This is a genomic window from Rhizobium sp. R635 (assembly GCF_002211285.1).
Classification (GTDB): domain Bacteria; phylum Pseudomonadota; class Alphaproteobacteria; order Rhizobiales; family Rhizobiaceae; genus Rhizobium.
The window spans coordinates 131,855-157,088 of the sequence record NZ_LOKX01000023.1 but is presented as its reverse complement, the minus strand read 5'-3'; the positions used below and the strand labels follow the sequence as shown (position 1 = coordinate 157,088).

General features: G+C 63.0%; 26 protein-coding genes. 8 read left to right on the top strand and 18 right to left on the bottom strand.

The annotated features are described in order from the left end of the window. Positions 1 to 64 precede the first annotated feature (64 nt). From nadC to ATY78_RS17425, 8 genes are all read right to left on the bottom strand, one after another. Positions 65 to 964 (bottom strand): carboxylating nicotinate-nucleotide diphosphorylase, encoded by a 900-nt coding sequence (nadC, locus tag ATY78_RS17460; protein WP_088683569.1) that lies wholly within the window; start codon positions 962 to 964, stop codon positions 65 to 67. A gap of 1 nt (position 965) precedes the next feature. Continuing rightward, on the bottom strand, positions 966 to 2,507 hold the full coding sequence (locus ATY78_RS17455; RefSeq protein ID WP_088683568.1) for an L-aspartate oxidase: 1,542 nt from the start codon (positions 2,505 to 2,507) through the stop codon (positions 966 to 968). After that, positions 2,504 to 3,475 carry a quinolinate synthase NadA gene (gene nadA, locus ATY78_RS17450; protein WP_088683567.1) on the bottom strand — a complete coding sequence of 324 codons (972 nt, stop codon included), beginning with the start codon at positions 3,473 to 3,475 and terminating at the stop codon, positions 2,504 to 2,506. Before nadA ends, ATY78_RS17455 begins: the two co-directional genes overlap by 4 nt. A gap of 69 nt (positions 3,476 to 3,544) precedes the next feature. Then, on the bottom strand, positions 3,545 to 4,441 hold the full coding sequence (locus tag ATY78_RS17445) for a hypothetical protein (protein ID WP_088683566.1): 897 nt from the start codon (positions 4,439 to 4,441) through the stop codon (positions 3,545 to 3,547). A gap of 258 nt (positions 4,442 to 4,699) precedes the next feature. After that, entirely contained in the window at positions 4,700 to 5,506 is an 807-nt protein-coding gene (locus tag ATY78_RS17440) for a 3-methyl-2-oxobutanoate hydroxymethyltransferase (RefSeq protein ID WP_088683565.1), read from the bottom strand. A gap of 30 nt (positions 5,507 to 5,536) precedes the next feature. Further along, positions 5,537 to 6,763 carry an FAD-dependent oxidoreductase gene (locus ATY78_RS17435; protein ID WP_088683564.1) on the bottom strand — a complete coding sequence of 409 codons (1,227 nt, stop codon included), beginning with the start codon at positions 6,761 to 6,763 and terminating at the stop codon, positions 5,537 to 5,539. A gap of 10 nt (positions 6,764 to 6,773) precedes the next feature. After that, positions 6,774 to 7,088: a MocE family 2Fe-2S type ferredoxin gene (locus ATY78_RS17430; RefSeq protein ID WP_088683563.1), complete on the bottom strand. Its 315-nt coding sequence runs from the start codon at positions 7,086 to 7,088 to the stop codon at positions 6,774 to 6,776. Positions 7,089 to 7,109: 21 nt separating this feature from the next. Next, entirely contained in the window at positions 7,110 to 8,198 is a 1,089-nt protein-coding gene (locus tag ATY78_RS17425; RefSeq protein ID WP_088683562.1) for a fatty acid desaturase family protein, read from the bottom strand. 132 nt (positions 8,199 to 8,330) lie between these two features. On the opposite strand from ATY78_RS17425, the gene ATY78_RS17420 reads away from it, so the two are divergent. Further along, positions 8,331 to 9,359, top strand: coding sequence for a LacI family DNA-binding transcriptional regulator (locus tag ATY78_RS17420; protein ID WP_088683780.1), 1,029 nt, complete (start codon positions 8,331 to 8,333; stop codon positions 9,357 to 9,359). A 162-nt stretch (positions 9,360 to 9,521) separates the two neighbouring features. Next, positions 9,522 to 10,334 carry a TIM barrel protein gene (locus tag ATY78_RS17415; RefSeq protein WP_088683561.1) on the top strand — a complete coding sequence of 271 codons (813 nt, stop codon included), beginning with the start codon at positions 9,522 to 9,524 and terminating at the stop codon, positions 10,332 to 10,334. A 59-nt stretch (positions 10,335 to 10,393) separates the two neighbouring features. Here the strand turns inward: ATY78_RS17415 and cobM are convergent, their stop codons facing one another. Beyond that, a complete protein-coding gene (cobM, locus tag ATY78_RS17410; RefSeq protein WP_088683560.1) occupies positions 10,394 to 11,152 on the bottom strand; it encodes a precorrin-4 C(11)-methyltransferase in 759 nt (252 codons plus the stop codon). Between the two features lie 4 nt (positions 11,153 to 11,156). After that, positions 11,157 to 12,389, bottom strand: coding sequence for a precorrin-6y C5,15-methyltransferase (decarboxylating) subunit CbiE (cbiE, locus tag ATY78_RS17405; RefSeq protein ID WP_088683559.1), 1,233 nt, complete (start codon positions 12,387 to 12,389; stop codon positions 11,157 to 11,159). Between cbiE and ATY78_RS17400 the strand changes: the two genes are divergently transcribed. Then, positions 12,388 to 13,155, top strand: a complete 768-nt coding sequence (locus tag ATY78_RS17400; protein WP_088683558.1) for a cobalt-precorrin-6A reductase — start codon at positions 12,388 to 12,390, stop codon at positions 13,153 to 13,155. The two genes, cbiE and ATY78_RS17400, sit on opposite strands and share 2 nt — an antisense overlap. Here ATY78_RS17400 and ATY78_RS17395 read toward each other — a convergent pair. The 5 genes from ATY78_RS17395 to cobF all read right to left on the bottom strand — a co-directional run bounded on the left by ATY78_RS17395 (position 13,119) and on the right by cobF (position 17,462). Further along, the gene (locus ATY78_RS17395; RefSeq protein ID WP_088683557.1) at positions 13,119 to 13,883 is read right to left on the bottom strand and encodes a precorrin-3B C(17)-methyltransferase; all 765 of its coding nucleotides are present in this window, start codon (positions 13,881 to 13,883) and stop codon (positions 13,119 to 13,121) included. The genes ATY78_RS17400 and ATY78_RS17395 overlap by 37 nt on opposite strands. Further along, positions 13,880 to 14,611, bottom strand: a complete 732-nt coding sequence (locus ATY78_RS17390) for a precorrin-2 C(20)-methyltransferase (protein WP_088683556.1) — start codon at positions 14,609 to 14,611, stop codon at positions 13,880 to 13,882. The genes ATY78_RS17395 and ATY78_RS17390 overlap by 4 nt, the downstream gene beginning before the upstream one ends. Beyond that, positions 14,608 to 15,240 (bottom strand): precorrin-8X methylmutase, encoded by a 633-nt coding sequence (locus ATY78_RS17385; protein WP_088683555.1) that lies wholly within the window; start codon positions 15,238 to 15,240, stop codon positions 14,608 to 14,610. The genes ATY78_RS17390 and ATY78_RS17385 overlap by 4 nt, the downstream gene beginning before the upstream one ends. 2 nt (positions 15,241 to 15,242) lie before the next feature. Then, a complete protein-coding gene (gene cobG / locus ATY78_RS17380; protein ID WP_088683554.1) occupies positions 15,243 to 16,625 on the bottom strand; it encodes a precorrin-3B synthase in 1,383 nt (460 codons plus the stop codon). A gap of 72 nt (positions 16,626 to 16,697) precedes the next feature. Continuing rightward, positions 16,698 to 17,462, bottom strand: coding sequence for a precorrin-6A synthase (deacetylating) (gene cobF / locus ATY78_RS17375; protein WP_088683553.1), 765 nt, complete (start codon positions 17,460 to 17,462; stop codon positions 16,698 to 16,700). A 203-nt stretch (positions 17,463 to 17,665) separates the two neighbouring features. Between cobF and repA the strand changes: the two genes are divergently transcribed. From repA to ATY78_RS17355, 4 genes are all read left to right on the top strand, one after another. Next, positions 17,666 to 18,862: a plasmid partitioning protein RepA gene (gene repA, locus ATY78_RS17370; RefSeq protein ID WP_088683552.1), complete on the top strand. Its 1,197-nt coding sequence runs from the start codon at positions 17,666 to 17,668 to the stop codon at positions 18,860 to 18,862. Next, positions 18,859 to 19,854 carry a plasmid partitioning protein RepB gene (repB, locus tag ATY78_RS17365; protein ID WP_088683551.1) on the top strand — a complete coding sequence of 332 codons (996 nt, stop codon included), beginning with the start codon at positions 18,859 to 18,861 and terminating at the stop codon, positions 19,852 to 19,854. Before repA ends, repB begins: the two co-directional genes overlap by 4 nt. Before the next feature lie 155 nt (positions 19,855 to 20,009). Further along, positions 20,010 to 21,224 (top strand): plasmid replication protein RepC, encoded by a 1,215-nt coding sequence (repC, locus tag ATY78_RS17360; protein ID WP_088683550.1) that lies wholly within the window; start codon positions 20,010 to 20,012, stop codon positions 21,222 to 21,224. 180 nt (positions 21,225 to 21,404) lie between these two features. After that, on the top strand, positions 21,405 to 22,538 hold the full coding sequence (locus ATY78_RS17355; RefSeq protein ID WP_088683549.1) for an RHE_PE00001 family protein: 1,134 nt from the start codon (positions 21,405 to 21,407) through the stop codon (positions 22,536 to 22,538). A gap of 172 nt (positions 22,539 to 22,710) precedes the next feature. Here ATY78_RS17355 and ATY78_RS17350 read toward each other — a convergent pair whose 3' ends face one another. The 3 genes from ATY78_RS17350 to ATY78_RS17340 are packed head-to-tail and all read right to left on the bottom strand — an operon-like array spanning position 22,711 to position 24,735. After that, entirely contained in the window at positions 22,711 to 23,421 is a 711-nt protein-coding gene (locus tag ATY78_RS17350; RefSeq protein WP_088683548.1) for a Bax inhibitor-1/YccA family protein, read from the bottom strand. Positions 23,422 to 23,441: 20 nt separating this feature from the next. Further along, the gene (locus ATY78_RS17345) at positions 23,442 to 24,209 is read right to left on the bottom strand and encodes an anti-sigma factor (RefSeq protein ID WP_088683547.1); all 768 of its coding nucleotides are present in this window, start codon (positions 24,207 to 24,209) and stop codon (positions 23,442 to 23,444) included. Then, positions 24,196 to 24,735, bottom strand: coding sequence for a sigma-70 family RNA polymerase sigma factor (locus ATY78_RS17340; protein WP_088683546.1), 540 nt, complete (start codon positions 24,733 to 24,735; stop codon positions 24,196 to 24,198). The genes ATY78_RS17345 and ATY78_RS17340 overlap by 14 nt, the downstream gene beginning before the upstream one ends. Positions 24,736 to 24,921: 186 nt before the next feature. Here ATY78_RS17340 and ATY78_RS17335 point away from each other — a divergent pair, with 186 nt between their 5' ends. Continuing rightward, positions 24,922 to 25,230 (top strand): hypothetical protein, encoded by a 309-nt coding sequence (locus tag ATY78_RS17335; RefSeq protein WP_088683545.1) that lies wholly within the window; start codon positions 24,922 to 24,924, stop codon positions 25,228 to 25,230. The last annotated feature ends 4 nt before the right edge of the window (positions 25,231 to 25,234 follow it).

Here is a 25,234-nt window from a genome sequence, read left to right as displayed (position 1 = left end):
TACGGCACGTTATTTCAACTGTCGCCGTCGGCGCAGCTCAAAATCGATCGGCACACTTAGAGGATCATCGTGCCTGGACGATCCGTTTTGCGCCGGTTTCCGCCACCGTTGCCGCCTCGACGAAATCGAGCCCGATATCGAGCACCGGCGCGCTGTGTGTCAGCCAGCCGATGGAAATGAGATCGACCCCGGACGCCGCGATTGCGGCGGCCGTTACCGGCGTGACGCGGCCGGATGCTTCGCTGATGGCCCGGCCGGCGATGATGGCGACGGCTTCGCGCAACTGATCCGGCGTCATGTTGTCGAGCAGAACGGCATCGACGCCGACTTCCATCGCCTCACGCAATTGATCCAGCGTATCGACCTCGACCTCGATCTTCACCATATGACCGACACCGGTCCGCGCCCGGCGGATCGCCTCCGTGATGCCGCCGGCGATCGCGACATGGTTATCCTTGATCAGCACCGCGTCGTAGAGCGCGAAACGGTGGTTCATGCCGCCGCCGGCCCGCACTGCATATTTCTCCAGCGCTCTCAGCCCCGGCGTCGTCTTGCGCGTGCAGGCGACGGAAGCCTTGGTGCTCTTGATGGCGGCGGCAATCTCGGCCGTGACGGTCGCAATGCCAGAGAGATGACCGAGGAAATTGAGCGCGGTGCGCTCGGCGGTGAGCAGGCCGCGCGACGGGCCTTCGATGGTGGCGATCACGTCACCCGGCTTGACCGCATCGCCGTCTTCGAGATGGCGGAGCATGGTGATTTCGGGATCGACGAGGTAAAAGGCGAGTTCGGCCGCATCGAGGCCGGCAATCACCCCCGGTTGACGGGCGGCCATCACCACCGTCGAGCGATGCTCCTTCGGAATGACGGATGTCGAGGTGATATCGCCGGCAAGGCCGAGATCTTCGAGAAGGGCTGCGCGCACCAAAGGTTCGACGATCAGGCGCGGGAGGGGAACGAGGCTCATCTCAGGCACTCCTTGCAAGCGTATAGGGCGGTGTCGCGTGGGCGATTTCCAGGGCGTCCGACAGGCCCATCCGCCGCCGCTGCGCATCGGCGAGCCTCAGCGGAAAATCGGTACGGGCATGGGCGCCGCGCGATTCCATTCGCAGGCTGGCAAAGACGGCGATCAGCAGAGCGACGATAGCGGGATCGGCGGCAGGGCCGGTGCTTTCGGCGAGCGGCAGCAATGCGGCGATCGCTCCATTCACGGTGCCCGCGTTGCGCAGCACGCCGAGATGGCGCGAGACGATCGGCCGGACGAGCGATGCATCGGCCGGCGCCGGCAGTTTTGCGGCAATGACCGAGCCGATACCATTTGCCGGCACGCCGGATGTATCGCGCGCGGTCCGCATGCCCATCACAGTCGCCTCCAACAGCGAGTTACTGGCGAGCCGGTTTGCGCCGTGCAGGCCGGTGGAAGCCGCTTCCCCCGCCACCCAGAGACCGGGCACCGAACTGCGGCCATTCGCATCCGTCGCAACGCCGCCCATGTGATAGTGAACGGCCGGGCGCACCGGGATGAGGTCTGTCGCGGGGTCGATACCGACCTCGCCGCAAAGGGCTGAAATGACGGGGAAGCGCATGGCAAACCGGCCGCCGAGAGCATTGCGGGCATCGAGGAAGACCTTGCCGCCACGGCCGATCTCGGCGCTGATCGCTCGCGCCACCACGTCGCGCGGCGCAAGCTCGGCGCCCGATATGCGGGCCATGAACCGTTCGCCCTTTCCGTTGACGAGCAGGGCCCCCTCCCCGCGCACCGCCTCGCTGACGAGCGCCAGCGGCCTGCGGCGTGAATCGAGCGCCGTCGGATGGAACTGCACGAACTCCATGTCCGCGAGATCGGCACCCGCCCTTGCCGCGAGCGCGATGCCCTGGCCGAAATTGCCCATCGGATTGGTGGTCGCGTCATAGAGCCCGCCGATGCCGCCGGTGGCGAGCACCACCTTGGACGTCGGAAGGATGGCCGCGCCATTCGCGGTGGCGCAGAGCAGGCCCGCCACATGGTCGCCGGTCATCAGTATCCGCCGAGCCTCGAAGCCTTCGAGCACGGTGATCGAGGGTGTTTGCAATACCGCCCGCACCAGGGCGGCAGTGATCGCCGCCCCGGAGCCGTCGCCTTCGGCATGGACGATGCGGCGGCGGCAATGCGCGGCTTCCAGCCCGAGCGAGAGTTCGCCCGCGGCATTCCTGTCGAAACGTACGCCTGCCCGTTCGAGTGCGGCAATCGCCGCCGGGGCTTCGGCAATGATGCCGGCGGCAACCGCCGGATCGCAGAGCCCATCGCCGGCGGCAAGCGTATCGGCAAGATGCAGTTCAGCACTGTCATCCGCGCCCATGCTGGCGGCGATGCCGCCCTGCGCCCAGGCGCTCGATGTCTCGGCGCCAAGGGCGGCGCGGGTCACGATGACGCAGGGTTCCGGCGCCAGCGTCAGGGCGGTCATCAGCCCGGCAAGGCCGCTGCCGACGATGACGGTGCGCCCTGCCAGCTGTTCGAGGATCTCGGTCATATCGCCAGCATCCTCTCAACGGCGCGGCGTGCAGCAACGGCGATCGCCGGATCGACCGTGACTTCGTGACGGTTTTCTTCGAGCGCGGCGCGGATATTGGCGAGCGTGATCCGCTTCATGTGCGGGCAGAGATTGCAGGGCCGGATGAACTCGACGTCGGGGTGATGAACGGCGACATTGTCGCTCATCGAGCATTCGGTGAGCAGCACGACCCGCGCCGGCTTTTGCGTGCCGACGTAATCCGACATCACGGCGGTCGAGCCGGCGAAATCGGCTTCCGCCACGACGTCAGGCGGGCATTCCGGATGTGCGAGCACGGTCACGCCGGGATGGTTTTCGCGCAGCTGGCGCACGTCGTCGGCAGTGAAGAGTTCATGCACCTCGCAATGTCCATGCCAGGCGATGATTTCGACATCGGTCTCGCGGGCGACATTGCGCGCCAGATATTCGTCCGGGATCATCAGCACCTTCGGCACGCCGAGCGATTCCACCACCTGCTTGGCATTGCCCGAAGTGCAGCAGATGTCGGAGGCGGCCTTCACCGCGGCCGACGTATTGACATAGGTGATGACGGGGACGCCGGGATGGGCCTGGCGCAGCAGCGCGATATCCTCCGGCGTGATCGAGTCCGCCAGCGAGCAGCCGGCGCCGAGATCCGGGATCAGCACGGTTTTCTCAGGGTTCAGAAGCTTTGCAGTCTCGGCCATGAAGTGCACGCCGGCAAGCACGATGACATCCGCATCGACCTCGATCGCCTTGCGGGCAAGCGCCAGGCTGTCGCCGACGATATCGGCCACGCCATGGAAGATCTCCGGTGTCTGATAGTTATGGGCGAGGATGACGGCGTTGCGGCGGCGCTTGAGCTCGAGGATCGCGTCGACGTCATTTTCGTACGTCATCCATTCGGCTTTGGGGATGACGCGGCTGACGCGGTCGTAGAGCGAGGATGCGGAAACAGCGTGATTCATGACCGGCTCCTGATTATGCTCGATTTGAGCATATTATGGGCAAAGACATATTCTCATACTGAGCATATGTCAATTGCGGGAGAGCGGTAATTTCGTTCCGGCGAGCGCGCGTTCTTCGAGCACCGTATGGCGGAAGCGGAAGAGCTTGGCCGGCCGGCCGCCGGTTTCGCTTTCCGTTCCGCCGGTTTCCTCGACCAGCTCCTGCTGTTCGATGAGGCGGCGGAAATTCTGCTTGTGCAGCGTCAGCCCGGCCAACGCTTCGATGGTGCGCTGCAATCTCAGCAGCGTGAAACTGTCCGGCATGAGTTCGAAGACGACGGGACGGTATTTGATCTTGGCGCGCAGCCTTGCGATCCCGGTCGCCAGAATGCGGCGGTGGTCGGCAAACATCGCCCGGCCGAGATTGGCTTCGGCTGTGCATCCCGCTTCGGCGACGAGCCCTGCTTCATAGAGCAGTTCATAGCGCTGCAACGCGAGATCCTCGTTCCAGCCGCCGCCGTCGAGGCCGAAGGTGAAATCCGCCCGGCGGTGGCGATGATCGCGCCGCGCCGGGTCGGCATCGGCCCAGCTTCTCAGGCGCGCCATGATCTCGTCGAGCACGGCCGGCCTTCCCTGCCGATGATCTTCCCAGGGGAAATATTCGTACCAGCCGTGCCACCCCGGCCGGCCGGCGCCCGACTGTTCGTTGACGAGGCCGAGATAGCTGATCGAGATCGTCCGGCCGCCGAGGATTTCGTTGTTCCGGTCACGGTCCGCGAAGGTATAGAGCTGTTCGAGATAACCGACCGGGTGCTCCGTCTGCTCCTGAACCCATTCGCGCAGGCCTGATTGCAGTGTGCGATGACCCATTTCGAAGGGGCCTGACGGCAGCGCATTGCCGGAACGGATCGTCATCACACGCGGCTCGTCTCCCGTCACAGCGACGAGCACCGCAATCAATTCCGCATGCGCAAAGCCGATCGTCACAGGGGGCTGAATACTCCGTTCCGAATGAATCGAACGGATCATTCCTGACACAGGCCGGCGCGGAAGCCAATGGAAGGCTCCCCTTCTCCCCAGCGAGAAGGTGCCCGTAGGGCGGATGAGGGGGCCGCTCGGCACGCCATGCATTGCCCTTCGCTTACGCTCAGGGCCTCGCTCCTATCGTCGCTCGCCCCCTCATCTGCCCTGGCGGGCATCTTCTCTCCGCTCTGGAGAAGGGGGAAGCGTCGAGCAAGGCCGTCTTCAGATGTTACCCATCTTCAGCTGGTCCAGAAACATCCTGAGCTCCGCTTCATCAATGCCGACGCAATGGCGCTTTTCCGGATAGGCGCCGGTCTTGACGTCCTCGGCGAACTCCGTGAAGGCGGCGATGCGCTCGCGTTGCAGCCGGTCATATTCGGCGGCGAAGTTGCGATAGACCTTGGCGTGGCGCGGAGTGTGGTCGCGATTGGCGCCGAGCACGTCATCGGCGAAGAGATATTGGGCGTCGCAGCCGCTGCCGGCTCCCATGGAAATCATCAGCATCGAGGTGTTGCCGCTGATGGCGGCCGCGACCTCGCCGGGGACGACTTCGATTTCGGCGGCGAAGGCGCCGGCCTCTTCCAGCGCCTTGGTCTGCCGCAAGATCTCGGCGGCACTCGCCGCCGTCTTGCCGACGGCGCGGAAACCGCCCGTCCAGGTCGCCTTCGAAGGGATCAGTCCGAGATGGCCGCAGACGGGGATGCCTTCATCCCGCAGGCGCCGGATCGTCTGCAGGCTTGCGGCGCAATAGACGGCATCGCCGCCGGCCTTCAGCGCCGCGAAGGCGGCACGGAGATAATCTTCCGCCGAGACGTGATCGCCATATTCGAGCCCCGGAATGGCAAAGGGCGTCGGCGCGATCTCGCGAAAGACCGGGCCGAGCAGCGATGGCGGCACCGAGACCATGTCGATTCCAGCCTTCTCGGCCGCTTCGGCCTCCTCCAGCGTGGTGACGCGCAGCATGGTGAGCTGGCGCTTGCCCTTTTCCGCAAGCAGATCGGCGACCGTCGCGCGCTTATGTTTCTTCATTGTCAATTCCTTTGAAAAAGAGAGGGCGGCTCAGGCGGCCAGAAGGGATTTGAGCTTAACGTCGCTGGCTGTGAGCGCAGCCGGATCGGGATGAGCGCGGGCCGCGATCAGCATTTCGGCGAGGCGGATGTCGCGCGCGATCGTGTTGCCCGGTCCGATGCCGCTCGCGGCGATCAGCCGGCCAGCGGCATCGAGATGGAAGAGAATGAAGGCGCCAGGGCCGAGGTCGCGCCGCAGATGCAGGACGGCTCCATCGGCGAGGCCGGCAATTTGCAGCGTCATGTCGTATTGATCCGACCAGAACCACGGCACAGCCGAAACGGCTTCGTCGAGGCCGAGCATGTTGGCCGCGGCCAATGTGCCCTGCTCCTGGGCGTTGCGCCAGGATTCGAGCCTTACCCGCAGGCCGTCATAGATCGGCAGGGGGAAGGAGCAGCAGTCGCCGGCCGCAAAAACGTCAGGGGCGGAAGTCTGCAGATAGGTGTCGACGGCAATGCCGTTTTCGATTGTCAGCCCCGCCCTTTCGGCGATCTCGACATTCGGCCGCGCGCCGATGCCGACGAGAGCGAGATCAGCCTCTATGATTTCCCCGGTCGACAGTCTGATCACCGCCTTTCCGCCTTCCTCGGTCAGCGCCGCGATGGAGACGCCGCAGCGGACATCGACGCCCTCGGCGCGATGGCGCTCGGTGAGGAGATGGGCGATTTCTTCAGGCACGCCGCGCTTCAGCACCCGCTCCAGTCCCTCGACGACGGTGACGCCGGCGCCGAGCAGCCGTGCGGTCGCCGCAAGTTCCAGTCCGATGAAGCCGCCGCCGATGATGGCGATATGCCGCCCCGGCTTCATCGCATCGCGTAGCGCTGCCGCATCGTGATGCGTCCGCAACGAACGGATATGCGGACTGTTCTCCGAAGCACCGGGAAGCGAACGCGCGCTCGCGCCTGTTGCAAGCAGAAGCTTGTCATAGGAGAGCGTCGTGCCGTCGGAGAGCGTGACGGTCCTGGATGTGGTGTCGAAATCCCTCGCCTCCAGGCCGGTCAGCAGCCGGATGCCGCTTTCTGTGTATTTCTCCAGTGTGGCGATGAATTTCGGATCGGCCGCATCGGCGGAGCCGGCCTTCGAAAGCGGTGGCCGCTCGTAAGGGTGAAGGGGTTCGGCGCCGACAAGCGTTATCTCGCCGGCAAAGCCCTTCTCCCGCAAGGCGAAGGCGGCGCGCGCACCGCATTCGCCGGCTCCGATGATGACGAAATGAGCCACGTCTGCCTCCTCAGATCGAGATGAAGACGCTGCCGCCTTCAACCTTTACCGGATAAGTCCTGAGGTTGACGCAGACCGGCGCGCCCTTGGCTTCGCCCGTCTTGTAGTTGAAGCGGCCATTATGTTTCGGACATTCGATGATCTCATCCATGACAAGCCCGTCGGCGAGATGGATATGTTCGTGCGTGCAAAGCCCGTCGGTCGCGAAGAACTCGTCATCCGGGCTGCGATAGACTGCAAAGGTGCGTCCCTCATGATCGAAGCGGATGACATCCTCTTCGTCGATCTCGTCCTTGCCGCAGACTTCGATCCAGTTTCCGCTCATATTATCCTCCCTCGATCGTGATTATTGTGCCGCCGGGGCCAGTTCGTTGTGGAATTCTTCGCGATAGGGCCGAGCGGTTGCCGGCAGTTCGCGTTTCAGGAAGTAGTCCTCGTTGCGCAACTGGCGCAGGAAGGCCGGGATCATCTCGCGATAGCCGGACCAGATCGACGGGTTCGGCGCCGGCAGGTCGTGCTTGATCATCGCATGCAGCCTGGGCAGTGCGTGGTAGGGCACCATCGGGAACATGTGATGTTCGACGTGGTAGTTCATGTTCCAGTAGATGAAGCGGCTGATCGGGTTCATGTAAACAGTGCGGCTGTTCAGCCGGTGGTCGATCACATTGTCGGCCAAGCCGCCATGCTGCAGCAGCCCGGTCAGAACATGGTGCCATGCGCCGTAGAGGCGCGGCAGGCCGATCAGCATCAGCGGCAGGATCGAGCCCGTGGCGATGGCGGTCGCGATCGTGACGATATAGATGGCGAGCCATATACGGGCGAAGCGGATCGCCTTCGGCTGCTCCATCTCGGGAATGAAGGTCTTTTCCGCCGCGCTGATGACGCCGAAGGCATTGCGCAGCATGTCGACGACCGCATGCCAGGCGTCGAGGATGCCGAAGAAATTGAGGACCAGCCGGACGAGATCCGGCGGCCGCATGACGGCGATTTCGGGATCGCGGCCGACGATGACGGTATCGGTGTGGTGGCGCGTATGGCTCCAGCGCCAGGTCACCGGATTGCGCATGATCATGAAGCAGGCGATCTGGTAGACGGCGTCGTTCATCCAGCGCGTCTTGAAGGCGGTGCCGTGACCACATTCATGCCAGCGGCTGTCGGAGGCCGAGCCGTAGAGCACGCCGTAAGCGAGGAAGAAGGGTATCGCGACCCACGAGCCCCAGAAGTAAATGCCGAGCCCGGCAAAGACGACCATGCTGCCAAGCCAGATGATGGTGTCACGGATCGCCGGCGCATCGGAGCGCTGCATCAGCGCCTTCATCTCCTTGCGCGGAATCTCGGTGTGATACCACTCGGCTGCCGCCAGCCCCGTCTCGACGGCGGTGCGGCCGCTTTCGCCGAGCAGGTCATAGTCTCGTTTCTTTGTCTGGATCGCCATCATCCGCCTCCCGCTATGCTGTTGCCGGAGAGAATAGGTTGACTTTCGAGGGCGCTCAATGCAGCCTTGATATATTCTATCAAAAGCCATCAAGAATGGCTTGCATCGATGATCGAATCCATCAGGAACACCATGCGCCGCCCCACCATATCCGATCTTGCCCGCGCCTCCGGCGTCAGCGTCGCCACCGTCGACCGCGTTCTCAACGCTCGCCACCGCGTACGGGAGGAAACGGCGCGGCGGGTCTATGATGCGGCGCAGGAGATCGGCTATCACGCCGTCGGCCTGATCAGGCAGCGGGTTTTCGAGGATTTGCCGCAATACCGGCTCGCCTTCCTGCTGCAGAAGCCGACACAGCAGTTCTACCAGGCATTTGCGCGTGAGATCGAAGCGGCGGCGCGAACGGTCACGAACGTCCGCATCCAGGCGCATATCGACTTTCCGTCAGCCTCCACGCCGGCTGCGATCGTCGAGAAACTCAAGGCTCTCGGTGCGCGCAATCAGGCCATTGCCCTGGTTGCGCCTGATTACCCCGCGGTGACGGCCGCCATTGAGGAGTTGAAGGAAAAAGGCGTCCCGGTCTTCTCGCTCCTCTCCGATTTCGCGTCGGGCGTGCGCACGGGCTACATCGGCGTCAACAACCGCAAGGTCGGCCGCACCGCCGCCTGGGTGATTGCGCGGACGGCGCATAAACCCGGCAAGGTCGCCTGTTTCGTTGGCAGCCATCGTTTTCATGGGCATGAGCTTCGGGAAATCGGCTTCCGCTCCTACTTCCGCGAAAATGCGCCGGAATTTGATGTCATCGACACGCTGATCAACCTGGATACGCCCGAGATCACGCACGAGGCTACGTTAACGTTGCTGCAGAAACATCCCGATCTTGCCGGGCTTTATGTCTGCGGCGGCGGCATGGAAGGAGCAATCTCGGCATTCCGGGAGGAGAACCTGGGCGGCAAGGTCGTGCTCGTGGTCAACGAACTGACGCCCGACAGCAAAGCAGGTCTTGCCGATGACATCGTCGCTATGGCGATCGGCACTCCCCTGCCTGCGCTCTGTCAGGAGTTGATGGTGCTGATGACGAACGCCGTCGAAAACAGCGAAGCCGCCATCCCCGGGCAGTTCTTCCTGCCCTTCGACATCTACCTTTCCGAAAACATCTGAGGAATGATGGAATTCTATCATGTCGGCTGAAATTCTCTCACCAATGAGAGCGGCGGCCGGCGATGATGGATGGATTGGCGGGCGAATTCGGATAGAGATTCGCTCACTCATTCACGAGGAACCGCTCCGCCTGCCCGCGGAGCCGAGGAGGATATATCCGTCATGACTTCGATCCGCTTTGCGCTCAACCACATGGCTGCGCCATCGCTTGCCATCGACGATTTTTTCGCGCTGGCAAAGTCGCTCGGTATCGACTCCGTCGAGATCCGCAACGACCTTTCCGGCAATGCGATTCTCGACGGCACCAAACCCGAAGCGATCAGGCAAGCGGCGACCAATCATGGTCTGACAATCATTTCGATCAACGCCCTGCAGCGTTTCAACGAATGGAATGAAACGCGCGCTGGGGAAGCGCAGGAATTGATCGATTATGCCCACGCGTCCGGCGCGAAGGCGCTCGTCCTCGTTCCGAAGAACGACGGCACCGGCTGCGCCGATGGCGAACGGCAGGCCAATCTGCGCGAGGCTCTATCCGCGCTGAAGCCGATGCTTGATAAGGCCGGCATCATTGGTCTCGTCGAGCCGCTCGGTTTCGAGATCTGCTCGCTGCGCTCGAAGACCGAAGCGGCTGACGCAATCAAGGAGCTTGGCGCCCAATCGACCTTCAAGCTCGTCCACGACACCTTCCACCATCACCTTGCCGGCGAAGCCGCGACCTTCCCTGACCTGGCCGGCCTCGTGCACATCTCGGGCGTCAGCGATCCTTCCGTTTCCGTTGCCGATATGCGCGATTCCCATCGTGTGCTCGTGGACGGCGACGACCGGCTCGACAATGCCGGGCAGATCAAGGCGCTGCTGCAGGCGGGCTATCAGGGTCCGTTCTCCTTCGAACCCTTCGCGGCGGAAGTACATGCGGTCAAGGATCCGGCCGGTGCACTGCGCGCCAGCATGGATTATCTGACGGCGCGGGTTTGAGCCGAGTAAATTTGCCTGTTTTGTTATTCGAGAGGCCGCGCCACCAGCGCGGCCAGCAGCTATTCCCTGCCCCTGAATCGACGCTGATAAGCGGGATCATAGAGAGAGCTCCCGCGGAAATCTTCCGTTGCGAGAGACGGGCCGACGAAGATGATCGCCGTACGTTCGATCGGTTCGGCTGCAACCTTAGCCTCGATATCGGAAAGCGTGCCGCGCAGGATGCGCTCATCCGGCCAGGAAGCCTTGACGACGATCGCGACCGGGCAGTCTGCGCCGTAAAGTGGCGTCAGCTCCTCGACCGCTTGCTTCAGGGCATGGATCGCCAGATGGATCGCCAGTGTGGCGCCCGTCGCGCCGAATTTCGCGAGCGTCTCTTCGTTCGGCATCGGTGAGGCGCGGCCGGAAACGCGGGTGAGCACCAGGCTTTGGGCGACGGCCGGGATGGTCAGCTCGCGCCCGAGCACGGAGGCTGCGGCGGCAAAGGCGGGCACGCCCGGCGTCATCGTATAGGCGATGCCGTGTTTTTGAAGCCGGCGCACCTGCTCGGCCACCGCGCTCCAGACGGAGAGGTCGCCGGAATGCAGCCGGGCGACATCCTGGCCGGCGGCAGCGGCGCGAAGATACTCCGCCTCGATTTCGTCGAGCGACATCGGCGCGGTATCGACGATGCGCGCGTCCGGCGGGCAATATTGAAGCAGTTCCGGCGAGACGATCGAGCCGGCATAGAGGCAGACCGGGCACCGGGCGATCAGATCGCGGCCGCGCACCGTGATCAGATCCGCAGCACCCGGCCCCGCGCCGATGAAATGCACCGTCATCCGATTATCCTTTCGTCCAGCGCCACTGCGTCACCGGCATCGCCGGCCGCCAGCCGCTCATGCTGCCCACAGGCCCCGCGCGTGATATTTCGATCCGTGTCAGCGAGCCGCCGCGTTTTGCGTGTTCGGAGAGAAGCACGGCTTCCATCTCCAGCGTCACGGCATTGGCAACGAGCCGCCCTCCCCGCTTCAGCGCGGCAATCGCGGCGTCTATCACGCCGGGTTCGCTGCCGCCGCCACCAAGGAAGATCGCATCCGGTTCCGGCAAGCCCTGCAGCGCATCTGGGGCTGAACCTTCGACGACGGCGAGATGCGGCACGCCGAAGGCGGATGCGTTGCGGGCGACACGTGCGGCCCGCTCCGGCGATTGCTCAACGGCGATTGCCTTCAGGCTGGGATCGGCCAGCATCCATTCGATGGCGATCGATCCAGAACCGGCACCGATATCCCAGAGCAGTTCGCCGTGACGCGGCGCGAGCGCCGAAAGCGTCATCGCCCGGATTTCGCGCTTGGTAATCTGCCCGTCATGCTCGAACAGCTCAACCTCGAGGCCTGCGGCAAACGGCAGGATGCGGGCCCCCTCCCCTGCCGAAATCTCAAGTGCGCAAACGTTCAGGGGATCGATGTCCACGAGATCGAAATCTGCAGAAATGGTTTGCCTCTGCCGCTCCCGCGCACCGCCGAGCGCCTCGAGCACCGTAAGCTGCGACTGACCGAAACCGGCGGCGGCAAGCAGGGCCGCCAGCTCGCCGGGTCCCTTCTCATCAGAGGTCAGCGCGAGAATGCGCCGTCCTGGGTGCAGATGCGGCCGGACCAGGTCGATCGGCCTTCCGTGCAACGAAATCGTTGTGACGTCCTGCAATGGCCAGCCCAAGCGGGAGGCGGCAAGGCTGAAGGCGGACGGCGCAGGAATGGTGTGGATCTCTTCTGCCGCCACGCGACGGGAAAGGGTTGCGCCGACGCCGTAGAGAAATGGATCGCCTGAGGCAAGCACGACGACCGGTGTGCCGCGCCTTTCGAGGATCGCATCGACCGAGCGTTCGAACGGGCTTTGCCAGGAGAGCTTTTCGCCTGTGATGAGCGATGCGGCGAGCGCGTGGTGCCGGGCCCCGCCGAAGACGGCGGGTGCGGTCGCAATCAGCCTCTTCGCCTCCTCGCCCAGCCCGGCTGGACCAGCTTCGCCGATGCCGATAATAGTCAGCCAGCGTCGGCCGGAAGGGGGAGAAAGATCAGACATGGGAAGACCCCGCATCCTCATTCTCGGCGGCACCAGCGAAGCGCGCCTGCTCGCCGAAGCGCTCGCGGCGCGTGACAATTGCGATATTCTTCTGTCGCTGGCCGGCCGCACTGAAAAACCGGCTGCTCAGCCGGTTCCGGTTCGTATCGGCGGTTTCGGCGGTGCTATGGCACTCGCCGATTTTCTGACGACCGGTGGATATGGGCTGGTGATCGACGCTACACACCCTTTCGCCGAACGAATTTCCGCCAACGCCGCCTTTGCGGCGGAGACCACCGGTATTGCTGCAATCGCTCTGCGCCGTCCCGAATGGCAGCGCCTGCCGGGCGATCGATGGCAGGATGTGCAAAGCATTCCGGCGGCCATCGCAGCGCTCGGCCCCTCCCCTCGCCATGTCTTCCTGGCGACGGGCCGGCAGGGCGCGCATTACGCAGAAGCGGCGCCGCAACATTTCTATCTCATCCGCAGCGTCGATCCCGTCGATCCGCCGCTCGCGCTTGTCGATGTCAACTATGTGCTTGATCGCGGCCCGTTCACGCTGGAAGGCGAATGCGCCTTGCTGAGACAACACCATATCGACGTCATCATCGCGAAGAACAGCGGCGGCGCCACCTATGCGAAGATCGAGGCGGCCCGCCTGCTTGGCATCGAGGTGATGATGGTCGCGCGCGCGCCGGCCTCCACGCTCACCGTGGTCGAAACTGTCGAGGCGGCGCTTGCGGCGATCGATCACCTCTTTTCTCCGGTCATGAAACGGGGGGTATAGACGAGATCCAGCTTGCCGGGGCGCTCGATGATCCGCGTTTCGGCCGAGCCGATGATGATGCAGGTCGCCATATCGGCAATCGACGCATCCGCTTCCGACAAAGGTTGCACCGCGATGCGTTCGTTCTCTCTCCCGGCTGCGCGGCCGAAAATGACGGGAGTTTTTGCCGGCAGATGGTGGCGCAACAGCTTGAAAGCCTCGCCGAGTTGCCAGGGCCGCGCCCGGCTGATCGGATTGTAGAGCGCGATCACAAAACCGGCTTTCGCTGCCAGTTCAAGACGGTTCTCGATGATATTCCAAGGCTTTAGGTTGTCGGACAGCGATATTGCGCAGAAATCGTGACCAAGCGGTGCGCCGGCTCTTGCCGCCACCGCGAGCATCGCGGTGACGCCGGGGAGCACGGTGAGATCAACAGTGCGCCAGGCGGCCGGCCCATTCTCGATTGCCTCGCAGACGGCTGCCGCCATGGCGAAGACGCCGGGATCGCCGCCGGAGACGACGCAGACCTTCGCGCCGTCCGCTGCCATGGCGAGGGCGGCCCCTGCCCTGTCGAGTTCCTCGCGATTGTCTGAAGCATGCCGCAGCTGATCGGGACGGAGCTGCAGCCTGTCGAGATAAGGTCCGTAGCCGAAGAAATCCGTCGCCGTCTCGACCGCCGCCAGCGCTTCCGGGGTCATCTGCTCGGGATTGCCGGGGCCGGTGCCGATCACGAAAAGCCTGCCGTTCATCGGTTACCCTCCCAGCCCGGCACCAGCACGAGCGAGAAATACGGCGCATCGCCTTCGCCCCTGTCGGCAAGCTTTTCCATCGCCGCATTCGCCATCGTGCCGCGCTCGACATAGACGGCCTCCCCAAGACGGCCGGCTGCCGCTAAAGCCCGGCGGATCTTCGGCAGATTGCGGCCGACCTTCATGATGACGGCGGCCTGCGTATCGACGAGGCGGCGGGTCAATTCAGCTTCGGCCATCGTACCGGGCAGTACGGAAAGCACATCGTCGCCCTGGACGATCGGCATGCCGGCCAGCGACCAGCAGCCCGACATGGCGCTGATGCCGGGGATCACTTCCGTGGGGTAGCGGGTGGAAAGCCTGACATGCAGGTGCATATAGGAGCCGTAGAAGAGCGGGTCCCCTTCGCTGAGAATGGCGACGGTTCGCCCGGCATCGAGATAACAGGCGATGGACTTGGCAGACTGGTCGTAGAACTCCGTGATCAGGTTCTGGTAGCGTTCGTCCCCCTTGTCGATCTCGGTGGTGACGGGATAGTAGAGCGGCAGCAGCGTGACCCAAGGTTTCAGCAGCGGTTCGACGATCGCCTTGCCGTTGCCGCCCCTGCCCTGCTTGGCAAAATAAGCGATGACATCAGCGCCTTCGATGGCGCGCACGGCCTTGAGGGTCAGAAGCTCCGGGTCGCCGGGACCCGTGCCGACACCAATGAGACGGCCTGGTGTCGTCATAGGCCCGGCCTCGCCAGCGCATTGATGGCCGCAGCCGTCATGGCGCTGCCGCCGAGCCGGCCGCGCACGATGGCAAAGGGGACGCCATAAGAATTTTCCGCCAGCGCATCCTTAGATTCCGCCGCGCCGACGAAACCGACGGGCATGCCGAGGATCGCCGCCGGTTTCGGCGCGCCGTCGCGCAGGAGTTCGAGAAGATGGAAGAGCGCGGTCGGCGCATTGCCGATCGCGACAATGCTTCCGCCGAGCCGATCGAGCCAGAGATGCATCGCGGCGGCCGAGCGTGTATTGCCGATCTCACGCGCGAGCTCCGGTGTGGCGGGATCGCGCAGCGTGCAGACCACCTCGTTCAGCGCCGGCAGCCGGGCGCGCGTGACGCCGTAGGACACCATCTCCGCATCGCAGAAGATCGGCGCCCCGGTCTTCAGCGCGTCGCGCGCGGCGCTGACGAAATCGGCTGAAAAGACGAAATGCTCTGCCGCTTCCACGAGCCCGCAGGCATGGATCATGCGGACGGCGATTTCGGCCTGGTCTTCGCTGAAATGCGAAAGATCGGCCTCGGCGCGGATGATGGCAAATGAACGCTCGTAGATCGCGTCGCCGCTGCGGATATAATCGTAGTCTGGCATTCTTATTCCTGTCGCAGCGCCTTAGAAACGCCGGTTGCGCCAAGCCGTGTAAGGCAGGCGGCAGCCGATTCGCCAGCGCCTCTGTTGTCTTCGATGGACCGGGCGAGCCTCTCTATAGCGAAATCGATCCGACCGCCAGCGATCCGTTCGTCCGGCTGATCCGCCGCAAGCCCGTTGAGGATGAGGTCGTAACCTTCAGCCGATCCGGTCAAGGTCAGTGTGGGCCGGGCATGGGCACAGCCCTTCGAGCAGCCGGAGAAATGGACCGTCAGCGAGCCATCGAAGAGAACGGGTGCTGCGGTCATGAGGCGGCGTGCCAAAATTCTCGTCTCGTAGAAGGCCGAGCCGCAGGCGCCGGCACCGGCGCAGGCAGCGATGTATTCGCTTTTTTCGCCGGGTTGGGTTGTGAAGCCATGTTTGCTCGCGGCGATCAGCAGAGCCGGCGCGGCCTCTGCCGGAAACCCGGTGAAGAAGAAGCCGCGATCGGGCGCAAGCCGGACGGCCGCCGCGCCATGGGCTTTTGCGTCGTCGAGCAGGGCGGTCAGGTCGGACGCCCTCATCTGCCCGAATTCCGGCCGGACGCCGAGCACGTGTTTTCCGTCCTTCAGCCGGTGCAGGCCGGCAAGCGATGTCTTTGCCATAGGAGACAGGTTAAGTCGGATGACGTCCATGGTGGGAAAGCGCGCCCGCAGAAGCGCCGGATCGATATCCCTCGCCCGCCTGCTCTGCCCGAGGATTACCAGCAGGCTCAGAATTTCGCCAACGGCTGATATCGCCGTCTCTGCGGGGCCGATCGCGACCGGTGTTGCCGTCTCGCCGTCGCCGTTGATCGCAACGAGCCATTCTGCGTCGGGTTGCGCGACGACACGGATGTCTGCGGAAAGCGCCGACGAGCCGAATGCTCCGCCGCCATCGATGACGATCGACAGTTTCGGCGCAAGCCGCGGCGAAGCGAGCGGCTCACGGAGTTCACTGCGCAATGCCAGCTCCATTGCCGCCGGATCGCCTGCCTCTTCCGGATCGATGCCGTGCAGCGGCGAGATTTCGATCGCCGGTCCGTTCGGCACGGTGATCCCGGCGGCTTCGATATCGGAAGCAAGCTGGCCGACGGTCTCGGCCCGTAGCCCGCGGATCTGCAGATTGCCGCGGGCGGTGATCTCGAGAGTGCCGTTTCCATGCGCCGCGGCAGAGCCGGCAAGTGCAGCAAGCTGCGACAGCGTCAATGCGCCGCCGGCCGGCCGCAGCCGCACGAGCAGGCCGTCGCCCGTCGGCATCGGCGCGGCGAGGGCGGGGCAGGCGCCGCGCACGCGCGTCTTCGCCGCCGCGCGATGATCGCCGTCCGTCGCATCTCTCCTGTCGATCGCCTTGGCGGTCTCTGTGCCCATTCTTCATCCTCTGTCCGTTTCTTACAGGATCGCGGCGGGTGCGGCAAAACATGATGGAAACGGTCGGCTCGGCTATTCCTCGAAATCCCGCCCCTTGCGCAGGAGATAGATGTCCATGATCCAGCCATGCCGTTGCCTGGCTTCGGCCCTCAGCTCCTGGATATCGGCCGCGATATCGCCGAGCCGCCCGGATCTGACGATCTCATCCTCGGTGCCGAGATAGGCGCCCCAGAAGATCTCGGCATCGGGATCGTCGATTTTCGCAAAGGCCTGTTCGCCGTCGAGCATGACGACCGTTGTGGCCGCCTGGAGCCCGTCCCGCGCCAGCCTGCGTCCGGTGGTGATCTCGACCGGCTTGCCGACGAGGTTGACCGGGATTTTGTGACTGGCCGCCAGGGCCTGGATACTGGTGATGCCGGGAACGACGCTGTAATCGAAATCCAGGCTGGCATCCTGCCGCACGCGTTCGATGATGCGGATCGTGCTGTCGTAGAGGCTGGGATCGCCCCAGACCAGAAAGGCGCCGCTGCCGCCATCGGTGAGGCCGGCGATCAGCTTTCCATAGATGCCGGCGATCTCTCCATGCCAAGCGTCGACGCTTTGCGTGTAGCTTCTGTCCGCCGTCTGCCTTTGCGGCACTGCGAATTCTGAGATCCGGATCCCGGACCGCGTGATATATCGTTCGCAGATCTCGCGGCGGATCTCGGCGAGCTCTTCCTTGCCGCTACCCTTGACCGGCAGGAAGATCACGTCGGCCGCGTTCATCGCGTTGATCGCCTGTATGGTGACGTGCTCCGGGTTGCCCGTGCCGATGCCGATGATATGGATGTGCTTCAAGCCGATACTCTCCTTTGAGTCCTGGCGGTCTTGCAGAAAAAGCCGGGCCGTCGCAAGGGCAGGGCAGGGAGTTGGCCGCGGCCAACCGGGCTGGGGACGGCCCTCCGGCCCCTATTGTTGCCGTAAATCCCGAATCGTGTCACTTTCGATACGCTTTTTGACGCTATGTTGACAGAAAAGCGCATCGAAAAGGATTGGGTGTTTTGGACAACATTAGCGTATCGACGACAGATGTGCGGATCGAGCGGCATGCGAACCAGCTTTCGCGGCAACTGAAGCTCCTCCGCGACAAGCTGTTTCCGCCGCTTTCGCAGAAGACGCTGCGCACATTCTCTTCCGGCGAAGCCGCCCAGATGATCGGCGTATCCGATGGCTATCTTCGCCAGCTTTCGCTGGATGGCAAGGGCCCGCAGCCGGAACTTTCCCAGAATGGCCGCCGCTCCTATACGCTCGGCCAGATCAATGAATTGCGCCATTATATGGCAAGGCTCAAGCCGAAGGACGCGCTGTCCTATCTTCCCTGGCGGCGCCCCGGCGAGAAGCTGCAGACGGTTGCCGTCACCAATTTCAAGGGCGGCTCGGCGAAGACCACGACGACGCTCTATCTGGCGCAGTATCTGGCGCTGGAAGGGTATCGGGTGCTTGCCATCGATCTCGATCCGCAGGCCTCGCTCTCTTCGATGCTGGGCGTCCAGCCGGAATTCGATCTTTCCGATGGCGATACGCTCTATGGCGCCATCCGCTACGATGCGGCTCGCAAGCCGCTGAAGGACATCGTCCGCAAGACCTATTTCGACGGGCTCGATCTGGTGCCGGGCAATCTCGAACTGATGGAGTTCGAGCATGAAACGCCGCGTGCCCTGAATGACCGTCAGAAGCCGGCCGAGTTGTTCTTCCGTCGCGTCGGCGTGGCTATTGCCGAGGTCGAGGCCAATTATGACGTCGTGGTGATCGACTGCCCGCCTCAGCTTGGCTATCTCACGCTTGGCGCGGTCTGCGCCGCAACGTCGCTGCTGATCACCATCCATCCGCAGATGGTCGATGTTGCTTCCATGTCGCAATTCCTGCTGATGACCTCGGATCTGCTCTCCGTCGTGCGTAAGGCCGGCGGCGATCTACAACATGATTTCATCAAATATATCGTCACCCGTCACGAGCCTTTCGATGCGCCGCAGTCGCAGATCGTGGCGCTGCTTCGCAGCCTCTTCGGCGACGACGTGCTGACGGCCACCATTCTCAAATCCACGGCAATCGCCGATGCCGGCCTGACAAAGCAGACGCTTTTCGAAATCGAGAAGGGGCAGGTGCGGCGCTCGACATATGACCGGGCGCTGGAATCGGTCAATGCCGCCAACGGCGAGGTTCTTGCCGGCATTCACAAAGCCTGGGGCCGCACATGAGCAGACGCGATCGCCTGAAAGGTCTTTTCGACGATACGGCGCAGGAGTTGGCCGCGGCCAACTATGAGCAACCTTCCGTGCGCGGAGCTGCCGGTCCGGTTCGGACGATGGCGCTGACCCTTGGCCGGATGGAAGAAGAGAGCAGGGCGATGGAGGAGGCCTTGCTTTCCGGCGAGCGCATCGTCGAGCTCGACCCCGAGCTGATCGATTCCTCCTTCGTTCGTGACCGTCTTGCCGATCAGCCTCTCGATGCCGAGGACGAGCTGGTGCAGTCGATCGCCGAGAACGGACAGGAAGTGCCGATCCTGGTTCGCCGGCATCCCGACGATGAGAGCCGCTACCAGATCGCATACGGCCATCGCCGCCTGCAGGCCGTCAAGCTGCTCGGGCGAAAGGTGCAGGCGATCGTCCGCAAGCTCGACGATACCGATGTCGTCATCGCGCAGGGGATTGAGAATTCGGCGCGCCGAAACCTTTCCTATATCGAGCGCGCGGTCTTTGCGCTCAATCTGGAATTTAAAGGGTTTGAGCGTCCCGTTATCATGAAGGCGCTGTCGACTGACAAGACGGAGCTTTCGAAGCTGATATCCGTCGCAAAGGCGATCCCCGCCGACATCGTCAGGCTGGTTGGAGCGGCACCCGGCATCGGCCGCCGCAAATGGATGGCGCTTGCCCAGGATTGGAATGGGGCGACAGCGGCGCGGCTAGCGAAGCTCGTCGCCTCGGAACGTTTCATGGCGGAAGAAAGCGACCGCCGATTCGAGCTTCTGGTTGGTGAGCTCGCCAAGAAAGAAGCGAAAACCGAGCCCACGGAATATGACTGGAAGCCGAAGAGCGGCGGCAAGATTGCCGGCCGGATCAAGAGCGCCGGCAATTCCTTCACGATCGCGTTGAAAACCGGCGATGCGCCGGATTTCGGCGCTTACATTTCACGCCGTCTTGATGAGCTTTACGAAGCCTATCGGGCCGGCAAGTTGCAAGCAGGAGAGTAGGCCGCAAAAGAAAAAAGCCTCCGAACGTTGCCGTCGCGGAAGCCTTTCTCATATCTGGACAATCTGAGAATCGCACTTCCTCGAATCACTGTCAAGCATCTTCGGCATCCTTTTGGGTGGTAAGATTTCTTTTGCCTTGAAAAAAGGTGAGGGACATGGAGCCTCAATATGTATCGACGCCCTTTGGGCGGCGATCGATGACGCTTGGCATGCTGGCAAGTCAGGAAAACGCCAGCAAGGTCGATCCGGATGCGTCGGTCGACAAGTGGAAGATCTTTCGCGCGCTCTGCGAAGCAAAGGACATGGTCGGTGTATCCGATCGTGCGCTCGCCGTTCTCAACGCGCTGTTGACCTTCTATCCGAGAAACGAGATTGCCGAGGCCAACGGCTTCGTCGTCTTCCCCTCGAACGAGCAGCTCTCGCTGCGAACACACGGCATGGCCGGCACGACGCTGCGGCGGAACCTGGCGATGCTGGTCGAGGCAGGCCTGATCATCCGGCGCGATAGCCCGAATGGAAAACGCTTCGCCCGCCGGAACGGCGAGGGCGGGCTTGGAGAGGCCTTCGGCTTCAGCCTGGCGCCGCTCCTTGTCCGCGCCCGCGAGATCGAGGCGCAGGCGGCGCAGGTAATCGCTGCCAAACTTGAATGGAAGCGCCTGAGAGAGCGTCTGACGCTCTGCCGGCGTGATATAGCCAAACTCATCGAGATCGCGCTGGAAGAAGGAATTGCGGGTGAATGGCTCGATATGCAGAGGCATTTCACCCTGCTTTCGGCCAGTCTGCCACGTCGTCCGTCGACGGCCGAGATGGAAACTTTGCTGGAAGATCTCGAAGCGTTCCGTGCAATGATCGTCAAGACGCTGGAAACGAAAACGAAAACAGAAAAAACAGACGCCAATGATAGCCAAAACGGTCGGCACATACATAATTCAAACCCACACCCCATATCTGAACTTGAACCAAGCTTCGAAACGAAGCAGGGCGCGAAGCCGGAGGAGGAACCGCGGCCGTGGCGTGAGCCGCCGAAATCTTTCCCTCTTTCCATGGTGCTGCAGTCCTGCCCCGAGATCACCGCTTATGGGCCGGGCGGCGGAATCGGCAGCTGGCGGGATCTGATGGCCGCTGCCGTCATCGTCCGTTCCACTCTTGGGGTCAGCCCCAGCGCTTATCAGCAGGCATGCGATGTCATGGGGCCGGAAAATGCCGCGACAGTGATCGCCTGCATTCTGGAAAGGGGCGGGCATATCAACTCGGCCGGCGGCTATCTGCGTGATCTGACGCGACGGGCGGAGCGCGGCGAGTTCTCGCTCGGGCCGATGCTGATGGCATTGATGCGGGCAAATGGTCCGGCAACGAGGAAAACCGGGTGAGCCGGCAACAAAAAGTTTCACACCAGCTGCGGCGGTTAAGGAGAGATGCGGGCCGGCGCTTCGTCACTTCAACCGCTTTCTCCCCAGCGCTTTCATTGAAAAACGACGTTAACCATGTCATAGATGACGGAATAAAACGTTCGTTTTGCTTCCATTTGTGAAAAACCGTAAAGGTTAACAATGCGCTACGACATTGACGGTGCAATGCTGCAAAGCCTGCTTCCGGCCATCGCCGCCGCTGAGGATGCGATTGCGCGGCTGGACGAGCGAGTGCTGCGTTCCCCGGTGGGTGAGGGATTTGCCGAGCGCAGCCATTTCTTCGATGCGGCGGGCGCGCTCTGGGTGGCCGGTGAGCTCGTGCATGTCGAGGACCTCGTTCTGCACGATGCGCACATGGATAGCCGAGCTCCGAGCCACGAGTTGACGATCGCCCATTCCGTGTTGCGGACACGCCGCCGCATATGGACCGGCGAACCCTCCTGGGCCCTTGGAGCCTCGGGCCTTGCGACTTTGACTGCGACGCTCGGGGAAGGGGAGGGGAGCGCACAGGAAACGAAGCGGCCCGACGCTGAAATCGAGACAGGCGAAGATGGCGAGGACGAGGATGCGCCGCTTGCTGCCGAACTGGCGGAGATCGATGCGCTTCTCGCGCGCTCGCAGAAGCTCCTCGATATCCATGCGGGAAAGGCGCCCGCAGACGAGCCAGCTGCGGCTCCCGCGACGCGGCGAAACGACGATCCGCTCGGCTTGCTCGGCGACGATGAATGGGACGAGGAGCAGCGGCTTGCGGAGTGGCGGAGCGTGCTGCCGTTGGCGGAGGCCTTGCCGCCGGTTCTTGGCGCGGCCATTCTCTTCGAAGCCTGGGAGAGGATCGAGCCGTTGCGGCGTCAGCACTGGCTCGGCGGTCTCCTGGTTGCAAGCCATCTGCGCGCCCGCGGCAAGGTCGCCTCGCATCTGTTTTCTTTTTTCGGCGGGCTGAAGCTGGTGCGCCACGAGCGCCGTCGTGCGCGTGACCGGGCTACACGGCTGCAGGCTTTTCTCGAGGCGATGCATCTGGGGGCTGCGGCCGGCCTGAAGGAGATCGACCGGTTGACGTTGGCGCGCACGCAAATGGAGCTGCGCTTTCGCGGTCGCCGTTCGAACAGCAGCCTTCCGGAGCTTGCCGATTTCATCCTGTCGCGGCCGATGGTTTCGGCGGCGATGATCGCCCGTCATCTCCGTATCACCCCGCGCGGCGCGCTGAACCTGGTCAACGAGATCGGCATTCGCGAAATCACCGGCCGCGGCCGCTATCGCGCCTGGGGCATCATCTGACGCATGTCACCCAAAAGTGTGACGCGGTTTTGGGGCAACGACATGCATAAAACAAAGACGGCCGGGCATCGAGCCCGGCCATCTCCTTTTAGGTGAGCACCCGATCTGCCATCCTGTCACAGATTGCAGACCGGGCGCTCTTGCGCTTCCATTGCCCCCAGAAGCGCGGTCCTTATTCCCGCTCGCCCGTGAAGTTGAGCAGAAGTTGGAAGATGTTGACGAAGTTCAGGTAGAGCGAGAGCGCACCGAAGACGGCGAGCTTCTGGTTCGATTCCTGATCGTAGTTCTCCGAATACTGTTCCTTGATGTTCTGCGTGTCGTAGGCGGTGAGGCCGACGAAGACGACGATGCCGATCACGGAGATCGCGAACTGCAGCGCGCTCGAACCCAGGAAGATGTTGACGATGCCGGCGATGATGATGCCGAAGAGACCCATCATCAGGAACGAGCCCATCTTCGAGAGGTCACGCTTCGTCGTGTAGCCGTAGAGGCTGATGGAGCCGAACATCGCAGCGGTGATAAAGAAGGTCTGCGCGATGCTCGTCTTGGTGAAGACCAGAAAGACGGAGGCGAGCGACAGACCCATCACGGCGCAGAAGGCCCAGAAGGTGAGCTGCGCCGTGCTGGCGGACATCGTCTGGATGCGGAAGGAGAAGAAGAAGACGAAGGCGAGGGGTGCCAGCATCACCACCCACTTCAGCTGCGAGCCAAAGAGCGGCACGTAGAGGGCCGGCGTCGAGCCGACGACGAAGGCGACGAGGCCCGTGATGACGAGGCCGAGAGCCATATAGTTGTAGACGCGCAGCATATGCTGGCGCAGGCCCTCGTCGAAGAGCGCCTGGGTGCCGGCCGCGGCGCCGTAGCGGGAATTGATCGGGTTCATGCTGATCTCCTCGGTTTGAACTAGTAGAGCGAGCGGGCGAGCCGCTCGGCCGCCTGATCGAGATTGAAGCTGCTATCGTCGGCGATCAGCGCATAAGCGACTTCGCCGATCTGCCAATAGGCAGCTTCGGTTTTTTCGAGCGCGACATGGCTGACCGGCTGGACCTCGAAAGCGCCTGGCCGGACGGCGAAAAGCGAAAGCCGCTTTCCATTCGTTTCCTCGATCGCCATTTCGACGCTGGGACCGAATTCGGAAGGGAAGATCTGCACGTCGGCGACCTTCCAGTCCTTCGGCAGTTCCGGCATCACGATTGCCGTGGCGGCGCGAATGTCGTCGGCGCTGGAGATGGTCGGCTTCTGTGACGGCATCGATTCGCGCAGTGTCACCGTCTGATAGGCGCGAACCGCGTCTTCGACATAGGCGGGCGCCGGAACGGAAGCCGCAACCTCGGTCGCCGAGAAGGCGCCGAAGGAATTGTGCGCCACCCAGCCGGCGGCAATCAGAACGCCGACGGCGGCGATGCGCTGCATCGAATGGAAGATGCGGCCATAGGAAAGGCCACGTTCCAGCCGGCGGGCGGCGTCGCGGGTCTCGGCGCGGCCGAAGGCGCTTTCGCCGGCGAGCGCCAGGCGCAACTCACCCTTCATGCTGAGGTCGGCCATGACCTTGGCGGCAATTGCCGGGTGGTCGGAAAGATAGGATTCCACCTGGATGCGGCGAGCGACATCGAGCTCGCCATCCACATAGGCGTCAAGATCGGCGTCGAGGATCGGATCAATTGCTTTCATTGCCGTTGCCTCCGATTAGTTTCAGATGCGAAACACGCGGCGTCTTCTCCTCGAATTCACGCAGCTGCGCGCGAGCGCGGGAGATGCGGGACATCAGCGTACCCACAGGGATGCCGAGCGCCTGAGCGGCTTCGTTATAGGAAAGGTCTTCGATCGCCACGAGATGCAGCGCCTCGCGTTGTTCCTCCGGCAGGTCGAAAAAGGCGTCGCGCACCTGCTGCAGGCGCACGGCATGTTCCTGGCCCGCCGGCAGCGACTGCTCGGCTTCGACGGCTGCCTCATCGTGGCGACGTGTCAGCGACCGGTTCCGGCGAAGACGGTCGATGTGGGCATTGTGCAGGATCGAAAGAAGCCAGGTGCGCAGGTTGCCGCCGCTGCGGAAGCTCTTGCGCTTCTCGTAGGCGCGCACCAGCGCATCGTGCACCAGATCCTCCGCCTCGTCCGAGCTGCGCACCAGCGAGCGAGCATAGCGCCTCAGCGCGGCAAGCTGACCGATGACGTCGAAGGGGCGTTCTTTGCGTTCCATGATTGAGTATACGGATGTGCGATGAATTTTATTCCAGCGAAAGAAAAAAATCGTACGGGCTGAGGGCCGCTGCCTGAAAAATAATCAAAATATCCTTCTCCAATGGACATGCACCTTAAATCGGCGATTGTTTATGACAATTACATCACAGATCATGGCGCGCTGATTTGAAGGGGAAAACAAGGAATGAAGGAAAAGAAGCGGGTCTACGAGGCTCTCGTGGACGGCGCCATGGAAGGGCTGACGGATCAGGCGCTCTATGATTTCGTCAAGGCGCGTTGCCCGAAGGCCACCAGCAAGAAGATCGTCCGGGCCTCGCTCCTCGCGCTCACCGATCCTCATCTCAGGGACCGCAACATTCTCGACGTGATCTATGCGCTCGCGATCAAGCATCGGCTGGATGAAGGCGTGCTGGATGACGGCGAAGACGAGGAGCCCGATGAACCGGTCGCCTCTATCCCGGCGGCCAACCAGAACACGCGCCGGTTGTCCTGAACTG